We start from the raw sequence: 18,136 nt of genomic DNA, 5'->3' as shown, positions 1-18,136 counted from the left end.
TGCACACCTGTCTCTTATACACAAATGCAGGGACTCATGACGGTTTTTCCGTTACCCGGCGTAAGAAATTATGCTGAGGTGAACTTGACCGCCGAGTGAGCAGCATGGATGCTGCGAAAACCAGTGCCGCGTCGGGAACGCGTCACTGGTGGCTCGAATAGCGGTCATGGGCGCCGAGGGAACCGCGTCAGCGGCATAATTTCAGCCGGAAGCCAGAGGTCAAGGAGCTGCGGCGATTGAGCGCTCCTTGTCGGGCGCGTGCTTCGCCGTGGCATGAAAATACCTTTATTTTCGCGCACGAAATAGCTCTGAACTCACAGAGACTATTATCGGTAAATATGTGACTAATAGACAGAGCACGAGGTGCTGAACGCCAGGCTCCCGCTGAAACTCAATCCAGCGCCAACACGCTCACCCACATCGGCCCCTGCCCCACCGCATAACGCGCCAGCGGCTGTAATCCGCCATCAGCCCCGTTAATACGATACACCTCGATATGATCCGATTTCTGTCCGGCGGAAATCAGGAACTCGCCGTTATGATCGATATTGAAGCCGCGCGGCTGTGTTTCCGTCGGCTGATGGCCGGTCAGAGACAGCGTGCTGCCATCTTCGGATACCTGGAAAATGCTCAGCAGGCTGGCGGTGCGATCGCTGATGTACAGAAAACGGCCATCGGGCGTGATGTGAATATCCGCCGCCCAGCGCGTATCGGCAAAATCGGCGGGCATGGCGTCCAACGTCTGGACTTTCTGCAATTGGACGTTCGGCGCGTCGAGCTGATAAACGTCCACCGAACTGTTCAGTTCATTGACGCAATAGGCAAAGCGTTGGTTGGGGTGGAATGCCATATGGCGCGGCCCCGCCCCTGCAACGGCGGCCATGGCCGGCTGACGATGTACGCTCAGTTCGCCCGTTTCCCCCAGATCGTATAAACGAATGCGATCTTCTTTCAGGCAAGGCGCCCAGATCACCGCATTGTGCGGGTCGATATTGGTTGAGTGGCACCCCTCCAAACCGTCCAACTGCTGGATCGGCTCGCCAACAATGCCATTCGCGTCAATCGGGCTAACGCTGACGCAAGCGCCGCTATAGGAGGCGCTGAACAGGAAACGGCCGTCCCGATCGGTAGAAAGATGGGTCGGGCTGCCGGGCAAGGATGCGGCGCCCGCGTCCGTCAGCAGACCCCGATCGTCAATGCGGTAGTTGATGACGCGAAACTCGGGGCGAACCCCCACATACAGATGGCGTTTATCAGGCGCAATCACCATCGGTTGTACCTGCCCGGGCACATCAACAACCTGTAATAATGTCAGTCCGCCTTGCGTGCCGAGTTGCCACACATGGATCTGCTGACTTTCCGGGCTGGCGACATAAACTACTTGCTGCATCGTATTCTCCTCATTCATGCGACGTTCACTGCTCAAGCATAGGCAGAGTTTTTTATCAAAAACAGAGATAAGTCATACGACTCATATTTTCGCAACCTGACTTCCAGTGTAACATCATCGTTAATAGCGTTATTCTACAGACACTTTGCGAGACTACTATGACCTATCGCGTAATTGCACTCGATCTCGACGGAACCTTATTGGATCGACAGAAAAAAATCCTGCCGGAATCACTTACTGCATTAGCGCTGGCACGTCAGCAAGGTATAAAAATCGTGATCGTTACCGGACGTCATCACTCAGCCATTCACCCTTTTTATCAGGCGTTGCAACTTGATACCCCGGCCATCTGCTGTAACGGGACTTATGTGTATGATTATCGGTCAGGTCAGGCGTCTCATGCCAATCCGCTGACCGCCGATCAAGCCAAACGCGTGCTCAGCCTGCTGCAAGAGTTTGATATCCACGGCCTGATGTATGCCGACGACGCGATGTATTATCAGTATCCTACCGGGCATGTTATCCGTACTCAGGCATGGGCCTCGACATTACCGGAATTGCAGCGTCCGCTGTTCAAACAGGTTGAAGATCTGGTTTTGCAAACGGATGACGCATTGTCTATCTGGAAATTCGCCACCTCTCACGCCGATATCCCTACCTTAAACAATTTCTCCCGCGTCGTGGAGCAACAGCTCGGTTTGGCATGCGAATGGTCGTGGCAGGATCAAGTCGATATCGCCCAAACCGGCAACAGTAAAGGCAAGCTGCTGCAACAATGGGTTGAAGAACAAGGCATCAGCATGAAAGAAGTGGTCGCCTTTGGGGATAACTTCAATGACCTCAGCATGCTTGAAGGCGCCGGACTCGGCGTGGCGATGGGCAACAGCGCCGATGAAATCAAAGCCCGCGCCGATCTGGTTATCGGCCACCATGAACAGCCCGGCATTGCCGAGGTGATCCGCACCCGAGTCTTGTCGTAACGGCTTATACCTCGCTCCACCTCAACGCCGGACAAAGCGCTCAGGGCCTTGCCCGGCACGTCGCACCTTATGGTTAGAGTACGCTGCCGAACGTTTGCCGCAAATGCGCTCCCGCGCCCAACAACCCCGGCTGTTGATGCGTAATCAGAAAAACCGGAATATCGGCAAGGTAGTCTTTAAAACGCCCTTTGTCCTCAAAGGCGGCGCGAAAACCGGAAGCCTGAAAAAAAGACAGAAAGCGCGGCACAATCCCACCGGCGATATACACGCCGCCAAAAGTTCCCAACGTGAGCGCCAAATTACCGCCAAACCGCCCCATCATCGAACAAAACAGCGACAGCGCCCGATGGCAGTCAACATCATACTCCGCCGCCAGCGCGCGCTCGGACACCGCCCGAGGCAGCAGATTTTGCGGCTCGCGCCCATCGGCCAGCACCAACGCGCGATAAAGATTGACCAGTCCCTGCCCGGAGAGCAACCGCTCTGCGGAAACATGCCCCCACTGCCGACGCAAGACTTGCAATACGCGATCTTCTTCATCGCTGCCGGCGGCGAAGTCTACGTGTCCGCCTTCCCCCGGCAAGCTGATCCAACGGTTATCCACCCGGAGCAAATGCGCGACCCCAAGCCCGGTTCCCGCCCCATAGACGGCAACGGGCTGGTTGGCGACCGGCTCGCCGCCTCCGATCTGGATAAGCGAGGTTTTCTCCAGCACCGGAACCGCCATGGATACCGCGGTAAAGTCATTGATGACCTCAAGGTGCTGCAATCCAAGCCCGGCCTTCATCTGCGCAATAGAAAACTCCCAACTATGATTGGTCATGGCGACCCAATCGCCGGTAATCGGACAGGCAATCGCCAGGCATGCCGCCTCGACGGTGACGGCCTGATCGCCCAGATAGTCGCGGATAAGCGTCTCAAGGCTGGGAAATTGCCGCACCGAATACGTCGCCAACTGTGATAACGAGCCTGTTGTCATGTCGCACAGGGCCAAACGGGTATTTGTCCCCCCCACATCGCCAACCAGCGCATAATGCGTCATTGTGTTACTTCCCCAAATTGAAAAGATAATGTGGTTACGATAACGCGACCTTATTCAAATCGCGACAACACAGCACACAATATTCAGGGAAGAAATCAAAGCGGATTTTTTCAGACAGGATTTTAAAAAAATAATCAGTATGTTAAGCCGTTATCGAAACGCTTTTTACCTGCGCATAAAGTTGCTGCTGCGGATGCAAGGCCAGATCGTCGCGCGCCCACGGCGAGATCCTTGCCCATAGAATCTGGTTGCCGACAACCAGCTTAACTTCTACCTGGTCGTCAACCTCAATGCACTCCACCACATCGGCAGGGAGAATATTACGGATACTGCTCACTTCGGGCGGCGCGAGCACCAGCGATACATCGGCGGCGTTAATGCGGATACGCAACGGCGTGTCCGTAGGCGCGTCCACCTTTCCCACCCACAGATGCCGGTCGCCCAGCGACAGCGCGGTCATCGCGTAACGGTCGTGGTGCGCAAGCACACGGACGTTCAATATGCTGCTTTGCTCTTCCCGCGGCAGCCAGGGGCGTAACGCACTGCTGGCCCAGACTTCCTCCAGCCCTCCCAGCGCCTTTACTTTGCCCTGATCCAATACCAAAACACGATCCGCCAGCCGAAGAATTTCTTCCATACTGTGGCTGACATACAGGATGGGAATGTTCACTTCTTTCGCCAGCCGCTCCAGATAGGGCAACAGTTCCCGTTTGCGCGGTAAATCGAGGGAGGCCAACGGCTCATCCATCAGCAGCAGTTCCGGCGCGGTCAATAATGCGCGACCAATCGCCACGCGCTGCTTTTCCCCACCCGATAACGTTAGCGGATAGCGATGCAGTAAATGTTCAATCCCCAACAGCGCGACAATATCATCAAACTGTTGCGACATATGCGCCGCCATGCCATAGCGCAGATTGCCGCGCACCCGATAATGCGGGAACAGGCGGGCATCCTGAAACACATAGCCGACATGACGCTTTTCCGGCGGCAGGGAAATACGCCGCCGGGTATCCACCAACACCCGATCGTTGAGAACGATGCGCCCTGACCTGGGCTGGGTCAATCCCACAATGGCGTTGATTAACGATGTTTTCCCCGCGCCGGAGACGCCAAAAACGGCGGTAATGCCGCTGGCGGGCAAATCCGCCTTAACGCTGAGGTCCAGTTCGCCAAGCTGCTGGTTAAAATCGAGTTGTAGCATTATCCCCCCAGCCGCTTACGGCTCCAGCGCGTCAACCATTCCGACAGTAACAGCGACACCAGCGAGAGCGCAATCGCAATGATGCACAGCCGCGCGGCGGCGGACTCCGCGCCGGGGGTTTCGATCAGCGTATACATCGCCAGCGGGATGGTTCTGGTCTCTCCGGGAATATTGGAAACAAAAGTGATGGTGGCGCCGAATTCCCCCAACGAGCGGGCAAAGGCCAACACCGTGCCGACAACGATGCCGGGAAAGGAAAGCGGTAAGGTAACGGTAAAAAATACCCGCCAGGGCGCCGCCCCTAACGTACGGGCAGCCTGTTCAAGACGCGTATCCACCGCTTCCAGCGACAAACGAATCGCTCTGACCATCAGGGGAAAAGCGACGATCGCCGACGCCAGCGCCGCGCCGCGCCAACTGAAACTGAAGCTAAAACCAAACCACTCATACAGCCAGACGCCAATAATCCCGCGACGCCCCATCGCAATCAGCAACACATAGCCAATGACGACCGGCGGCAACACCAGCGGCAGATGGATAATACTATCAAGCAGTGATTTACCGGGGAACCGACAGCGCACCAAAACCCACGCCATCAGTATCCCCAGCGGCAGGCTGCAAATCACAGCCACAACAGAAACTTTGAGGCTCAGCTCAACGGCCTGCCACTCATAGTCACTTAGCATCTAGTCACTTAGCATCATTAACGGGGAGTGAATCCATAGCGTTTAAAGATCGCCGCGGCTTCCGGTGTTTTCAATTGCGCGTAAAAAGCGGTCACCGCCGGATTTGTACGATCTTTTACTATCGCCATCGGATATTCCACCGGTTTATGGCTGTTGGCGGGAAATAATCCGACCACCTTGACCTTATCGCTGGCGACGACATCCGAACCATACACAATACCCAGCGGCGCTTCTTCACGCTCAACCAACGCCATGGCGGCGCGGACGCTATTCGCGCGCGCCATCAAGGGGGAAAGGGCATCCCAGGCTTTTAAGTTTTGCAGCGCTTCTTTGGCATAGATACCGGCGGGAACATGGTCCGGGTCGCCCACGGCCAATCGTCCCTCTTTCAGCAGACTTTTCCAGTCGGTATTTTCATTGATGGCGAGATCTTTCAGCGGGCTGGTGCTGGGGGCAATCACCACCAGTTCATTGCCTAACAGCGTATAACGGCTATCCGTTTCTATCAGATTTTTATCCTGGACGTAATTCATCCACTGCTGATCGGCGGAAATAAACATATCGGCAGGCGCCCCCTGCTCAATCTGGCGCGCCAGCGTCGACGATGATGCGAAGGAAGCGACAATCGTGACGTTTTTCTCTTTCTGGTACTGTGTGGCAATCTCTTGCAATGCATTCGTCAGTGAAGCCGCGGCGAAGACCGTCACCTTTTCTTCCGCCGCCATTGCCGGAACCGCCATCCCTACGCTGAGCGCCAGCGCAGCAAACCCTTTCAACCATTGCCGTTTCATCTTCGTCTCCCGACCGTTACCGTTATGTAATGAATCATATAACGAAAAATCAGCGACTGTCATGCAATTTATCGGGACGGTCGGCGCAAGCGGGAGGAAATGTCCGGCGGAACGCCGGACATCAAAATCAGGGGAGTAAAAAAGTCAATCAATGCTGCTTTTTAGCGGTGCGATCTTCTAAATGACCTATGTTCGAAAGAACGTTAAACACCTCGCCCAGGCCATAAATGGCGCCCAGAATAATCGCCATCATGACCGGCACCATGGCTATGGCAAATAGCAGACTCGTTAATAATTCCAACATGCTTACCTCACTTATCGCAACGGTCAGCGTTAATCCCGTGGCTAACGCAATAAACTGTTTCTATCATAGTCATAGTGACTTCCCCACAGTTTAACCCAATCAAAGAAAATAAGGCGGCCATTCGTGCGATTTGCCCCGGATGGAAAAAATGACGACAATACAGACTGATAAAATGAAACATCATCAGGCCCTTAGCCATGCAAGCTGAAATCCTTCTTACCCTGAAACTCCAGCAGCGGTTGTTTGCCGACCCGCGGCGCATCGACTTACTGAAACAAGTCCGTCATACCGGTTCAATCAGTCAGGGAGCCAAGCTGGCGGGGATCAGTTATAAAAGCGCCTGGGATGCCATCAACGAAATGAATCAGTTAGCTGAGCAAACATTGGTCGAGCGCATGACCGGCGGCAAAGGCGGCGGCGGCGCCCGGCTCACCCGCTATGGCGAACGGTTGATTCAGCTTTATGACCTGATGGCGCAAATCCAGCAAAAGGCTTTTGATGTATTGCAGGAAGACGATTTACCGCTGGACAGCCTGTTGGCGGCCATTGCGCGTTTTTCGCTACAAACCAGCGCGCGTAACCAATTTTTTGGAACCGTGCTCGCACGCGACGATGGGCAAGTGCAACAGCATGTGGATATTTTGCTCGCCGATGGTAAAACCTCCATCAGCGCATTGATAACCCAACACAGCGCCGAGCGGTTACAACTCAAATCGGGAAAGGAAGTGTTGGTGCTGATTAAGGCGCCCTGGGTGAACGTATGCGCGGCGTCCTCCCCGGCAACGAAAGCGGATAACCGCCTTCAGGGGCGGATCAGCAGCATTCAGCCCGGCGCTGAAAACAGCGAGGTGTTGATCGCACTGGCCGGCGGGGAGACGCTGTGCGCCACCGTTCCCAATGATGTTGTCTCACAACAGCAGCTCAGGCGCGATCAGGACGTCAGCGCGTATTTTAATGCCGACAGAGTCATTATCGCGACGCTCTGCTAAACATTAACCCGATCGAATAGACCGCCTGGGTGGGTTTATTTCCGACAAACAAATAGCATGCGCAAAAACCGCCATCGCTAAATTTTACACCCCGATGCAGGAAGGTAGAAAAATGTCGTTGTTGAAAATATCGCAAGGGTTATTCCGGCTAAGTGATACCCGTATGTTGCGTCTGGATGAACTGACCCTCGCGCAACATCAAAGCTGGGCGTTCGTCGGCGCAAACGGCAGCGGAAAATCGGCGCTGGCGCGGGCCTTGTCCGGCGAGTTGTCGCTGCTGAGCGGCGAACGCCGGTGCGATTTTCAGCGCATCGTCCGATTATCCTTTGAACAGTTGCAGCAGTTGGTCAGTGCGGAATGGCAGCGCAACAATACCGACATGCTAAGCGCCGATGAAGACGACACCGGTCGCACCACCGCAGACGTGATCCAGGATACGGTAAACGATCCGGTTCGCTGCCGGCAGCTCGCACAACAGTTTGGTATCGAGCCTCTGCTGGATCGCCGCTTCAAGTATCTTTCCACCGGCGAGACACGTAAAACCATGCTGTGTCAGGCGTTGATGCCGCAGCCCGACCTGCTTATTCTGGACGAGCCTTTCGACGGACTTGACGTGTCCTCGCGCGCTCAACTTGCCGCGCGACTGCCGGAGCTTGCCGGCCAGGGATATACGCTGGTGCTGATCCTCAATCGCTTTGACGATATTCCTGATTTCATCAATCACGTCGGTATCCTTGCCGACTGCACGTTGACCCGTAACGGAGACCGTAAGGATATCCTGTCGGAAGCTCTCATCGCTCAGTTGGCCTACAGTGAAAAGCTGTCAGGCACCGCGCTCCCTGAACCGGAAGATCCCCGGCAGTCTGCCGCGCTGCCCGCCGACCAACCGCGCATCACGCTGCGCAACGGCATCGTGAAGTACAACGATCGCCCGATCCTGCACGGATTAACCTGGGAAGTGCTGCCCGGCCAACACTGGCAGATTGTCGGCCCGAACGGCGCAGGCAAATCCACCCTGCTGAGCCTGATTACCGGCGACCACCCGCAAGGCTACAGCAACGATCTCACGCTGTTTGGCCGTCGACGAGGAAGCGGAGAAACCATCTGGGATATCAAACGGCATATCGGCTACGTCAGCAGCAGCCTGCATCTTGATTACCGCGTCAGCGTCAGCGTGCGCAACGTTATTTTGTCCGGTTTTTTTGATTCTATCGGCATTTATCAGGCGGTTTCCGACCGCCAGCGCCAATTAACCGACCAGTGGCTGGCGTTGCTGGGTCTTGACGGCGCTATCGCCGATACGCCGTTTCAATCGCTGTCCTGGGGCCAACAGCGGCTGACGCTGATCGCCAGAGCATTGGTCAAACACCCCGCTTTGCTGATCCTCGACGAACCGTTGCAGGGATTAGATCCGCTTAACCGTCAGTTGGTGCGGCGCTGGCTGGATGTTTTAATCAGCGAAGGCGATACGCAATTGCTCTTCGTCTCTCATCATGCGGAGGATGCGCCGCTGTGCATTACGCACCGGCTAACGTTCGTTGCCAGAGACGATGTCTATGACTACCAGACGGAAGAGGTTCGCCCCGCTTCTGGTTAACTAACAAAAAGTAAAATCCCTCTGGATTCCGATTGATTTTCTCAAGCCAAATCAGAATTCTATACCATCGATAATAACCGGCGCTGTTTTCGCCGTGGATCACCTTTCCCGGCAGCAAGCCATGTTATTTTTTGTCAAATCGTCACAACAGAGGTCATTATGAACGTTCTGGTTACGGGGGGATGCGGTTACATAGGAAGCCATACCTGTGTACAACTGCTGGCCGCCGGGCATCACCCGATCATTCTCGACAATTTATGCAATAGCAAAGCCAGCGTGGTTAAAACCATAACGCAATTGACCGGGAAAACCCCCGTTTTTTATCAGGGCGATATCCGTGACGGCGCGTTGCTGAATGACATTTTTTCCCGCCATGCCATTGGCTCCGTGATCCACTTTGCAGGCCTGAAAGCCGTCGGGGAATCCGTTCGGCAGCCGCTCGATTATTATGGCAATAATGTCTATGGCACGCTGACGCTGGTTGAGGCGATGAAAAAAGCCGGCGTGAAGAACCTGATTTTCAGCTCCTCCGCCACGGTTTATGGCGATCAGCCCCAAATCCCGTATCAGGAAAGCTTCCCGACGGGCCATCCCGCCAGCCCTTACGGCCGCAGCAAGCTGATGGTCGAGCAAATTTTACAAGATTTGCAACATGCACAACCGGAGTGGAGCATCGCCCTGCTGCGCTATTTCAATCCGGTGGGCGCGCACCCTTCAGGCGAAATGGGCGAGGATCCCCAGGGAACGCCCAACAACCTGATGCCTTATATCGCCCAGGTTGCGGTTGGCCGCCGGGAATCACTGGCTATTTTCGGCAATGACTATCCGACGGCGGACGGCACGGGCGTACGTGATTATATCCATGTCGTCGATCTGGCCGATGGACACGTCGCGGCGATGAATAGGCTGCAAGACCGCGCCGGAGTTCACATTTACAATCTGGGCGCCGGAGTCGGCTACAGCGTATTACAGGTGGTTGACGCTTTCAGCGAGGCTTGCGGCAAACCTGTTGCCTACCACTTCGCGCCACGCCGGCAGGGCGACCTGGCCGCCTATTGGGCCGATGCGGAAAAAGCCGCCGCCGACCTGAACTGGCGGGTCACACGCTCGCTGGAAGAAATGGCTCAGGATACCTGGCGCTGGCAATCCGCCCACCCTGAGGGCTATCCGGACTAACGTCGTGCATCACAGGAGCAACGTATGTTGGATGAAAAAACCGCGGCGCTGGCGCCGGACGGTCAGCCGTTTCAGTTAACCACGCTACAGAACCTGGCTGGCATGCGCGTTTGCTTTATGGACTGGGGCGCAACCTGGCTTTCCTGTCAGCTTCCGGTACAGGACGGGATTCGGGAAGTACTGCTGGGCTGCGCATCGCCTGAGCAATATCCGCAACAAAACGCCTATCTCGGCGCATCGATTGGACGTTATGCCAACCGCATCGCCAATGCCACGATCCGTCGCGGAAATGACATTTTTCATCTGACCGCCAATCAGGGCCGGAACCAGCTACATGGCGGACCGGAGGGGTTTCACACCCGGCGCTGGCGCATGCTCAGTCAGGATGCGTCACAGATCACCTACCAACTGTATTCGCCGGATGGCGATCAAGGGTATCCGGGGCAGCTTAACGTTCAGGTATGTTATCGTCTGACTGAACATAACGCGCTGGAAATCTCGTATCGGGCCACCGCCGAGAAACCCTGCCCGGTGTGCTTAACCAATCATGCCTATTTTAATCTTGACGGCAGCCCGACCGACGTACGCCGACACCGGCTGCAACTGTTCGCCGATTATTACCTGCCGGTAAACCAGACGGGTATTCCCAACGGCGATCTGGCTCAGGTGCAAAACACCGGAATGGATTTCCGTCAACCCAAAACGCTGGAACAGGACTTCCTGCGGGACCAGGATCAGATTGCCGTCGGCGGCTACGATCATGCCTATCTGTTGCACCGAGTCTGTGGCTCCAGCGAAAGTCCGGCGGCCAATCTGTGGTCGTCGGATGGCCGCGTGCTCATGAGCGTATTTACCAGCGCGCCGGCATTGCAGCTCTATAGCGGAAACGTTCTGGCCGGTACGCCATCGCGCGAAGGCGGCGTCTATGAAAATTGCGCCGGGCTGGCGCTGGAAAGCGAATTTCTGCCCGACAGCCCCAATCATCCTAACTGGCCGCAGCCCGATTGTTGGTTAAGACCGGGGAACGTTTATCGTTCTGATACGACGTACCAGTTTTTTTTCAGTAACGGTTAAACAATCAACAATTAACCTATTGATAACATTGACGGCGGCATCTTCCGCCAATTTACAAAACTCTTCAATTCGCCGCTTGCTGAGGTTAGATTCAGACGATTACACTGCCATGACTTTCTGTAAGGAAACGTTATGTCAGCATCCGGTTTATCGCCATCGTTCATTCATCATCTGCGCCACAAAGGCAGGTGGGGATGGCTATTAGCGTTATGCTGGCTATTTCTGAATGCGCAACTGGCCATCGCCGGACATCAATGCGACCTGACCGTCAGCCATGTCTCTCCATCCATACAGCACCAAGCGCACCTGCAACAAACAACGTCGCATTTTTCTCACCATGATGCGATGGCGAAACCTTCGGCCGACCAGCAGACGCCGCTGTGTGAAAAACACTGTGTGCCAGACACCATCAAGCAAGACAATGCCTCTCTGATATCATTGGCTCTCCCGGTCAACAATGACCTGGTCCTGGCGGCTCAGCCGCACGAGGCGAACGGCGCCAATCATGTCTGGTTCTCTCCCCCTGTCGCCGGCCCGCCGGCTGAAATCCGTTTCTGCCGCTTTAGAGAATAGCTCTTTGATGATGACACGCTTGCGCCGATTGGCGTAATCAACCGTTATTCATCGTTTTTATGGAGCTATTATTATGCGCACCGCTTATGTGGCGTTTATCGCCAGCCTGCTTTTTTCTTCCCCGTTGTGGGCGAATGGACACCAACATCACGCCATGACGCCGCCGGATACCGCCGCCAGAGTGTATCAGGCCACCGGTACGATAAAACAATGGAATGCCGACAGCGTCACCATTTCCCACCGTCCGATCGCCGATTTGCAGTGGCCGGCCATGACCATGGCGTTCAGGCTGCCCGGCGTCTCCGGCGAATTTAATCCCTTACCGGCGGATACCCTCGTGGCGTTCAGTTTTATTCAAAGCGACAGTGGTTATACCTTGACCGCGATTACGCCACAGCAACCATAACCGGGGGATAAAATATGAACACCTCCCGGCACCTCTCGGTAAGAGCGTGGTTGGCGATGTTGCTGTGGCTGCCGGCCGTGTCATTTGCGGCAGATCTGGACCTTGATCAGGCTTTACAGGCAGCGGAACGCTATTCCGCCGATCTGTCGGCCAATCAGCACCAGATTCGCGCGCTGCAAAACATGGCCGACTCCGCCACACAGCTTCCCGATCCGCAACTCAGGTTCGGCGTGGAAAACCTGCCATTAGGGGGCAACAGCGGTAGCCGACTGACGCGTGAAGGCATGACGATGCAACGTATCGGCGTCATGCAAACCTATGTCAGCAGCACCAAACGCGAAAACAAGGCGCAAACATTCCGGGTGGAAGCCGATAGTCTGCGCAGCAACAGCGAAACCATCCGCGCCCGTCTGCAACGGGAGACCGCGCAAGCCTGGCTGGAACTGGCGCTGTCCCAACAGACGCTGAAAGCAGCGCGGTCGCTGGTTAACGAAAGCCAACGGCAGATTGCCTTGCAAAAAGCCGGCGTAGCCGCGGGCGTCGAAGCCAGCAGCGTGCTGGATGCCCGTCTGACGCTGGCGGCAATGCAGGATACGCTGGCCGATGCCGAACGGGATGTTCTGATAGCAAAGGCCAGAATGGCGCAGCTTATCGGCCTGCCTGATATCAACGTTCGCGGCGATCTCCCCCGCTTTGAGCGGTTACCCGCCTCGCCCGATGAACTGAGAAAAATCATTCATCTGCACCCGGAAATGCAGTTGGCGCAGCGTGAAGCCGAACTTGCACAGGCGCGATCGGCGCAATCGGCCGTCGCGGCCATTCCCGATGTCGGCGTCGAAATTTACTATGCCAAACGCGGAAATGACTACGACGATATGGCCGGCGTGATGGTGACGGTCGATCTGCCGCTGTTCAAATCCAAACGGCAGGATAAAGACTACGCCGCCGATGTGGCCCGCAGCCAGGAGGCCCGCGACAGGGTGTTATTGGCGGGCCGGGAGCATCAGGCGCAGCTCGACACGCTGATAGCGCAATATCAGGCCGCCCAGTCGCGCTGGCAGCGCCAGAAAAACCAGGTGCTTCCTCTCCAGCATCAGCGCATCGGGCTGATTCAGGCCCAGTATCAGTCCGGCAGCAGCAACCTTGCCGACGTGCTGGAAGCCCGCCGTTCAATGCTCGAAAGCCAGATCGCCACACTGAACGCTACGCGGGAAATGGCTCGGCTTTGGGCGGACATTCGCTATCTGACGCCACAGGGAAACCCACGATCATGAATAAACCACTCGCTATCAGTCTGCTCGCGCTGGCGCTCGCCGGCGCTATCGGCGCCGGTTATTTCTGGGGCAGTCTGCAACACCGGGCGGCTACGCCCGACACGCCGGCGGCGGCCGATCGCCCGGTACTGTATTGGTATGATCCGATGGTGCCCGATAAACGTTTCGATAAGCCGGGTAAATCGCCGTTTATGGACATGCAGTTAATTCCCCGTTATGCCGATGAGGCACAAGATGACGGCGGCGTAACGATTAGCGCCCGTCAGCAGCAGAATCTCGGGGTTCGCATCGCGCAGGCGGAGATTCGCAGCGTCAACCTGCAAACCTCGGGCTATGGTTCCGTCGCACTTAACGAACGCACGCTGCGCACGCTGGTCGCTCCCAGCGGCGGCATTGTCGAACAGCTTAATGTCAACGCGCCGCAACAACAGGTTAATAAAGGGGAAACGCTGGCTATGCTGTGGAACCCCGCCTGGGCCGCGGCACAACAGGAATATCTGGCGGTACGGCAGTTGGGCGACCGTTCGCTGACACAGGCGGCGCGTCAAAAACTGTCGCTGCTGTTTATGCCGGAAGCGGTGATCCGTCAGGTGGAGCGCAGCGGACAGCCGCAGCCGCGAATGACGATTACCGCCCCCGAGGCCGGTTATGTGAATAAGCTCGAAGTCCGTGCCGGCATGCAGCTAACCCCGGCGCAACCGCTATTCGAGTTGGCAAGCCTGGATCCGGTGTGGGTGGAAATCGATTACCCGGAAGCGCAGGCGGCGCAGTTGACGGTTGGCGGCGAGATGATCGCCAGCAGCCCCGCCTGGCCGGGAAAAACCTTCCATGGAACCGTCAGCGAGCTGCTCCCGGTGCTGGACAGCACTACCCGCACGCTGAAAGCCCGGGTCATCGTGGAAAATGCCGGACAACAGTTGAAACCGGGAATGTATCTGTCCGTACGGCTCGCCAACGCCAAACCACAGCGGCTGTTGATGATCCCTCAGCAGGCACTGCTGGTTAGCGGCAGTCAAAACCGGGTATTACTGAGCGAAGGCGACGGCCATTTTGTTCCGCGCAACGTTACCGTTGGGGTCGCCCACGACGACTGGGTTGAAATCTCCGCCGGGCTTAATCAAGGCGACAACGTCGTGACTTCCGGTCAGTTCCTGATTGACTCCGAAGCCAGCCTGAGCAGTTCGCTGTCTCAGTTTGGCGATGCGCAGCCGGAGACATCACCGCAGGCGCAGACCGGCGACGGCTCAACAACCGGCTATCGGACGCAAGGGGTCATTAAGGCGATTAACGGCAATCAGCTCACCATTGAACATGACGCCGTTCCGGCGCTTAACTGGTCGCCAATGACCATGGATTTCGCGCTGCCGCCAGACGGCTTGCCGCAAGGTATCGGCATCGGCAGCAAAGTCAGCTTTGGCTTCACTATGGATGACAGCGGCATTCATATTCAGGACATCTCACCGCTCAACGATCCTCATGCCGGACATGGAGGCCACCCATGATTGCCTATGTCATTCGCTGGTCGCTGAAAAACCGGCTGCTGGTACTGCTGGCCGCATTACTGATGGCCGCCTGGGGGATCGTCTCGTTGCAGAAAACGCCGCTGGATGCCCTGCCCGATCTGTCTGACGTGCAGGTCATTATCCGCGTCAGCTATCCGGGCCAGGCGCCGCAGGTGGTGGAAAATCAGGTCACTTACCCGCTGACGACCACCATGCTGTCGGTGCCGGGAGCGAAAACGGTACGCGGCTTTTCCATGTTTGGCGATGCTTATGTCTATATTCTGTTCGAGGATGGCACCGATCCTTACTGGGCGCGTTCCCGCGTACTGGAATATCTCAGTCAGGTGCAGTCCAGTCTGCCGGCGGAGGCAAAAACCGCCCTTGGGCCGGATGCCACCGGCGTCGGTTGGATCTATGAATATGCCCTGGTCGATCGCAGCGGCAAGCATAGTCTGGCCGAGCTGCGCGGCTTGCAGGACTGGCTGCTCAGGTTCGAACTGAAAACCGTTCCCAACGTCGCCGAGGTCGCCAGCGTCGGCGGCATGGTGAAACAGTATCAGGTGGTGGTCGATCCGGAGAGGATGCGCACGCAGAATATTAGCCATCAGCAGATTATTAGCGCCATTCAGGCAGCCAATCAGGAAAGCGGCGGTTCGGTACTGGAATTGGGGGAGGCGGAATACATGGTGCGCACCGCCGGCTATCTGAAAAACGCGCAGGATTTCAACCATGTGGTCATCACCACCCGCAATGGCATTCCGGTGTTGCTGCAAGATGTCGCTTCCCTGCGGGAAGGCCCGGAAATGCGCCGGGGCATCGCCGAACTGAACGGCGAAGGCGAAGTGGCGGGCGGCATCATTGTGCTGCGCTACGGTAAAAACGCGCTGGAGACGTTATATGCGGTTAAGGCGCGGCTACAGGAAATTCAGAAAAGCCTGCCCGCGGGCGTAGAAATCGTCCCCACCTACGATCGCTCGCAGCTGATTGAACACGCTATCGAAACGCTGAGTCACAAACTGCTGGAAGAGTTTGCGGTGGTGGCGGTGATTTGCATCCTGTTTCTGTTTCATTTCCGTTCGGCGCTGGTGGCGATTATCAGCCTGCCGCTGGGGATACTCGGGGCGTTTATTATCATGCGCTATCAGGGGGTTAACGCCAACATCATGTCGCTGGGCGGGATTGCGATTGCGATTGGCGCCATGGTGGATGCGGCCATCGTGATGATAGAAAACATGCACAAAGTGGTGGAGCAATGGCGTCATGACCATCCTGGGAAAAACCCGCAGGAAAAGGAGTGGTGGCAACTGGCGGAGCGCGCCGCGACCGAGGTGGGTCCGGCGCTGTTTTGCAGTCTGTTGATCATCACGCTCTCCTTTGTGCCGGTTTTCTCGCTGGAAGCGCAGGAAGGCCGCATGTTTTCGCCGCTGGCGTTCACCAAAACCTATGCCATGGCGGTTGCCGCCGGATTAGGCATCACCCTGATCCCGGTGCTGATGGGCTATTTCGTGCGCGGGAAAATTCCCGATGAGCAGGCCAATCCACTGAACCGCTGGCTGATCGCCGGCTATCAGCCGGTACTCCAGAAAGTGCTGAGCTATCCCAAAACCACCTTGCTGGTTTCCGGCGCCTTATTGCTGCTCACGCTATTCCCGCTCAGCCGCCTCGGCAGCGAATTTATGCCGCCGCTGGATGAAGGCGATCTGCTGTATATGCCTTCCACCCTGCCCGGTATTTCCGCCCGGGAAGCGGCCCGACTGTTGCAGTTGACAGACCGGCTGATCAAAACCGTTCCTGAGGTTGAGTCGGTTTTTGGTAAAGCCGGCCGGGCCGAAACCGCCACCGACCCCGCGCCGTTAACCATGCTGGAAAGCACTATTCGCCTGAAGCCTCGTGACCAGTGGCGTCCGGGCATGACGATGGATAAATTGATCGCCGAACTGGATAGCACCGTCAACCTGCCGGGGATCGCCAACGTTTGGGTGCCGCCGATCCGTAACCGCCTGGATATGCTGGCGACCGGCATCAAAAGCCCGGTGGGCATCAAGGTGAATGGCAATAATCTGGCGGATATCGAGCGGATTGCGGCGCAAATCGAACGGGTGGTGAAGAACGTGCCGGGCGTGACATCGGCACTGGCCGAACGCCTGGCCGGCGGCCGCTATATCGATATTGATATCGATCGCCTGCGGGCCGCCCGCTACGGCGTTTCGGTAGCGGAGTTGCAGTCGCTGGTATCGACCTTGATCGGCGGACAGAACATCGGTGAAACCATTGAGGGACGCCGGCGCTATCCCATCAATATCCGTTATCCGCGCGAACTCCGCGACTCACTGGAAAAACTGCGCGCTCTGCCGGTGGTAACGGCTGACGGCGCCCGCGTCACGCTGGCCGAACTGGCCGATATTCGCGTCAGCGAAGGCCCGCCGATGTTGAAAAGCGAGAACGGCCGCCTGTCCGACTGGATATATGTCGATCTGCGCGGCCGGGATCTCAAATCCGCCGTAGAGGAAATGCAGCAGACCGTCGCACAACAGGTGACGCTGCCGGAGGGCGTTTCACTCAGTTGGTCGGGACAATTCGAGTATCTGGAGCGCGCGACGGAAAAAATGAAAATTGTCGTCCCCTTTACGTTGATCATCATTTTCGTGCTGCTGTACGTCACCTTTAACCGGATCAGAGATGCCTTGCTGATTATGGCCACGCTGCCCTTTGCGCTGATCGGCGGGGTCTGGCTGCTCTATATTCTGGGTTATAATCTGTCCGTCGCCGGGGCGGTAGGGTTTATCGCGCTGGCAGGCGTCTCGGCCGAATTCGGCGTCATTATGTTGCTCTATCTCAATCATGCGGTGGAAAAACACCGCATTCCGGGACAGTCGTTATCGCGGCAGCAGTTAATGGATGCCATTCACGAAGGGGCGGTGTTGCGTGTACGGCCTAAAATGATGACCGTCGCGACGATTATGGCCGGTCTGCTGCCGATCATGTGGGGCGGCGGCAGCGGTTCGGAGATTATGCAACGCATCGCCGCGCCAATGATTGGCGGCATGGTCAGCGCTCCGCTGCTTTCCATGCTGGTGATCCCGGCGGTTTATCTGTTATTGCATAAGAATGATCCCGATCCGCTGAAACGATAAAGCTGAGCGTGATTTTG

Annotated in this window: 16 protein-coding genes; 10 read left to right on the top strand and 6 right to left on the bottom strand. The window is 56.5% G+C overall.

The features are described 5' to 3' along the window. Window positions 1-391: 391 nt before the first annotated feature. Complete coding sequence (pgl, locus tag HOY33_RS09105; protein WP_172289888.1) at window positions 392-1,390, bottom strand: 6-phosphogluconolactonase; 999 nt, start codon at window positions 1,388-1,390, stop codon at window positions 392-394. Window positions 1,391-1,548: 158 nt separating this feature from the next. On the opposite strand from pgl, the gene HOY33_RS09100 reads away from it, so the two are divergent. Next, the gene (locus HOY33_RS09100; RefSeq protein ID WP_172289887.1) at window positions 1,549-2,370 is read left to right on the top strand and encodes a pyridoxal phosphatase; all 822 of its coding nucleotides are present in this window, start codon (window positions 1,549-1,551) and stop codon (window positions 2,368-2,370) included. 73 nt (window positions 2,371-2,443) lie between these two features. Here the strand turns inward: HOY33_RS09100 and glk are convergent, their stop codons facing one another. The 5 genes from glk to HOY33_RS09075 form a co-directional block, all read right to left on the bottom strand. After that, window positions 2,444-3,412, bottom strand: a complete 969-nt coding sequence (glk, locus tag HOY33_RS09095; protein ID WP_172289886.1) for a glucokinase — start codon at window positions 3,410-3,412, stop codon at window positions 2,444-2,446. Between the two features lie 142 nt (window positions 3,413-3,554). Next, window positions 3,555-4,613, bottom strand: a complete 1,059-nt coding sequence (gene modC, locus HOY33_RS09090) for a molybdenum ABC transporter ATP-binding protein ModC (protein WP_172289885.1) — start codon at window positions 4,611-4,613, stop codon at window positions 3,555-3,557. After that, on the bottom strand, window positions 4,613-5,299 hold the full coding sequence (modB, locus tag HOY33_RS09085; protein WP_172289884.1) for a molybdate ABC transporter permease subunit: 687 nt from the start codon (window positions 5,297-5,299) through the stop codon (window positions 4,613-4,615). Before modB ends, modC begins: the two co-directional genes overlap by 1 nt. 17 nt (window positions 5,300-5,316) lie before the next feature. Next, a complete protein-coding gene (modA, locus tag HOY33_RS09080; RefSeq protein ID WP_172289883.1) occupies window positions 5,317-6,090 on the bottom strand; it encodes a molybdate ABC transporter substrate-binding protein in 774 nt (257 codons plus the stop codon). A 148-nt stretch (window positions 6,091-6,238) separates the two neighbouring features. Beyond that, a complete protein-coding gene (locus tag HOY33_RS09075; RefSeq protein ID WP_172289882.1) occupies window positions 6,239-6,394 on the bottom strand; it encodes an AcrZ family multidrug efflux pump-associated protein in 156 nt (51 codons plus the stop codon). Between the two features lie 197 nt (window positions 6,395-6,591). On the opposite strand from HOY33_RS09075, the gene modE reads away from it, so the two are divergent. From modE to HOY33_RS09030, 9 genes are all read left to right on the top strand, one after another. Continuing rightward, on the top strand, window positions 6,592-7,383 hold the full coding sequence (gene modE / locus HOY33_RS09070) for a molybdenum-dependent transcriptional regulator (protein WP_172289881.1): 792 nt from the start codon (window positions 6,592-6,594) through the stop codon (window positions 7,381-7,383). A gap of 112 nt (window positions 7,384-7,495) precedes the next feature. Next, complete coding sequence (gene modF / locus HOY33_RS09065; protein WP_172289880.1) at window positions 7,496-8,980, top strand: molybdate ABC transporter ATP-binding protein ModF; 1,485 nt, start codon at window positions 7,496-7,498, stop codon at window positions 8,978-8,980. Window positions 8,981-9,139: 159 nt separating this feature from the next. After that, window positions 9,140-10,156 carry a UDP-glucose 4-epimerase GalE gene (galE, locus tag HOY33_RS09060; protein ID WP_172289879.1) on the top strand — a complete coding sequence of 339 codons (1,017 nt, stop codon included), beginning with the start codon at window positions 9,140-9,142 and terminating at the stop codon, window positions 10,154-10,156. A gap of 24 nt (window positions 10,157-10,180) precedes the next feature. Next, window positions 10,181-11,230, top strand: a complete 1,050-nt coding sequence (gene galM / locus HOY33_RS09055; RefSeq protein ID WP_172289878.1) for a galactose-1-epimerase — start codon at window positions 10,181-10,183, stop codon at window positions 11,228-11,230. A 132-nt stretch (window positions 11,231-11,362) separates the two neighbouring features. Then, the gene (locus HOY33_RS09050) at window positions 11,363-11,803 is read left to right on the top strand and encodes a hypothetical protein (RefSeq protein WP_172289877.1); all 441 of its coding nucleotides are present in this window, start codon (window positions 11,363-11,365) and stop codon (window positions 11,801-11,803) included. 73 nt (window positions 11,804-11,876) lie between these two features. Next, complete coding sequence (locus tag HOY33_RS09045; protein ID WP_172289876.1) at window positions 11,877-12,209, top strand: copper-binding protein; 333 nt, start codon at window positions 11,877-11,879, stop codon at window positions 12,207-12,209. Between the two features lie 14 nt (window positions 12,210-12,223). After that, entirely contained in the window at window positions 12,224-13,483 is a 1,260-nt protein-coding gene (locus HOY33_RS09040) for a TolC family protein (protein ID WP_172289875.1), read from the top strand. Beyond that, window positions 13,480-14,985, top strand: coding sequence for an efflux RND transporter periplasmic adaptor subunit (locus tag HOY33_RS09035; protein ID WP_172289874.1), 1,506 nt, complete (start codon window positions 13,480-13,482; stop codon window positions 14,983-14,985). Before HOY33_RS09040 ends, HOY33_RS09035 begins: the two co-directional genes overlap by 4 nt. Beyond that, a complete protein-coding gene (locus HOY33_RS09030; RefSeq protein WP_172289873.1) occupies window positions 14,982-18,119 on the top strand; it encodes an efflux RND transporter permease subunit in 3,138 nt (1,045 codons plus the stop codon). The genes HOY33_RS09035 and HOY33_RS09030 overlap by 4 nt, the downstream gene beginning before the upstream one ends. Window positions 18,120-18,136 lie beyond the last annotated feature (17 nt).

It is taken from the genome of Brenneria sp. hezel4-2-4 (genome assembly GCF_013155275.1).
Lineage (GTDB): Bacteria > Pseudomonadota > Gammaproteobacteria > Enterobacterales > Enterobacteriaceae > Brenneria.
This window is presented reverse-complemented; position numbering and strand designations above follow the sequence as displayed.

What these genes read in the sequence shown, in the direction of transcription:
- pgl (WP_172289888.1), bottom strand. Translation starts at nt 1,390, where the DNA reads ATGCAGCAAGTAGTTTATGTCGCCAGCCCGGAAAGTCAGCAGATCCAT.
- HOY33_RS09100 (WP_172289887.1), top strand. Translation starts at nt 1,549, where the DNA reads ATGACCTATCGCGTAATTGCACTCGATCTCGACGGAACCTTATTGGAT.
- glk (WP_172289886.1), bottom strand. Translation starts at nt 3,412, where the DNA reads ATGACGCATTATGCGCTGGTTGGCGATGTGGGGGGGACAAATACCCGT.
- modC (WP_172289885.1), bottom strand. Translation starts at nt 4,613, where the DNA reads ATGCTACAACTCGATTTTAACCAGCAGCTTGGCGAACTGGACCTCAGC.
- modB (WP_172289884.1), bottom strand. Translation starts at nt 5,299, where the DNA reads ATGCTAAGTGACTATGAGTGGCAGGCCGTTGAGCTGAGCCTCAAAGTT.
- modA (WP_172289883.1), bottom strand. Translation starts at nt 6,090, where the DNA reads ATGAAACGGCAATGGTTGAAAGGGTTTGCTGCGCTGGCGCTCAGCGTA.
- HOY33_RS09075 (WP_172289882.1), bottom strand. Translation starts at nt 6,394, where the DNA reads ATGTTGGAATTATTAACGAGTCTGCTATTTGCCATAGCCATGGTGCCG.
- modE (WP_172289881.1), top strand. Translation starts at nt 6,592, where the DNA reads ATGCAAGCTGAAATCCTTCTTACCCTGAAACTCCAGCAGCGGTTGTTT.
- modF (WP_172289880.1), top strand. Translation starts at nt 7,496, where the DNA reads ATGTCGTTGTTGAAAATATCGCAAGGGTTATTCCGGCTAAGTGATACC.
- galE (WP_172289879.1), top strand. Translation starts at nt 9,140, where the DNA reads ATGAACGTTCTGGTTACGGGGGGATGCGGTTACATAGGAAGCCATACC.
- galM (WP_172289878.1), top strand. Translation starts at nt 10,181, where the DNA reads ATGTTGGATGAAAAAACCGCGGCGCTGGCGCCGGACGGTCAGCCGTTT.
- HOY33_RS09050 (WP_172289877.1), top strand. Translation starts at nt 11,363, where the DNA reads ATGTCAGCATCCGGTTTATCGCCATCGTTCATTCATCATCTGCGCCAC.
- HOY33_RS09045 (WP_172289876.1), top strand. Translation starts at nt 11,877, where the DNA reads ATGCGCACCGCTTATGTGGCGTTTATCGCCAGCCTGCTTTTTTCTTCC.
- HOY33_RS09040 (WP_172289875.1), top strand. Translation starts at nt 12,224, where the DNA reads ATGAACACCTCCCGGCACCTCTCGGTAAGAGCGTGGTTGGCGATGTTG.
- HOY33_RS09035 (WP_172289874.1), top strand. Translation starts at nt 13,480, where the DNA reads ATGAATAAACCACTCGCTATCAGTCTGCTCGCGCTGGCGCTCGCCGGC.
- HOY33_RS09030 (WP_172289873.1), top strand. Translation starts at nt 14,982, where the DNA reads ATGATTGCCTATGTCATTCGCTGGTCGCTGAAAAACCGGCTGCTGGTA.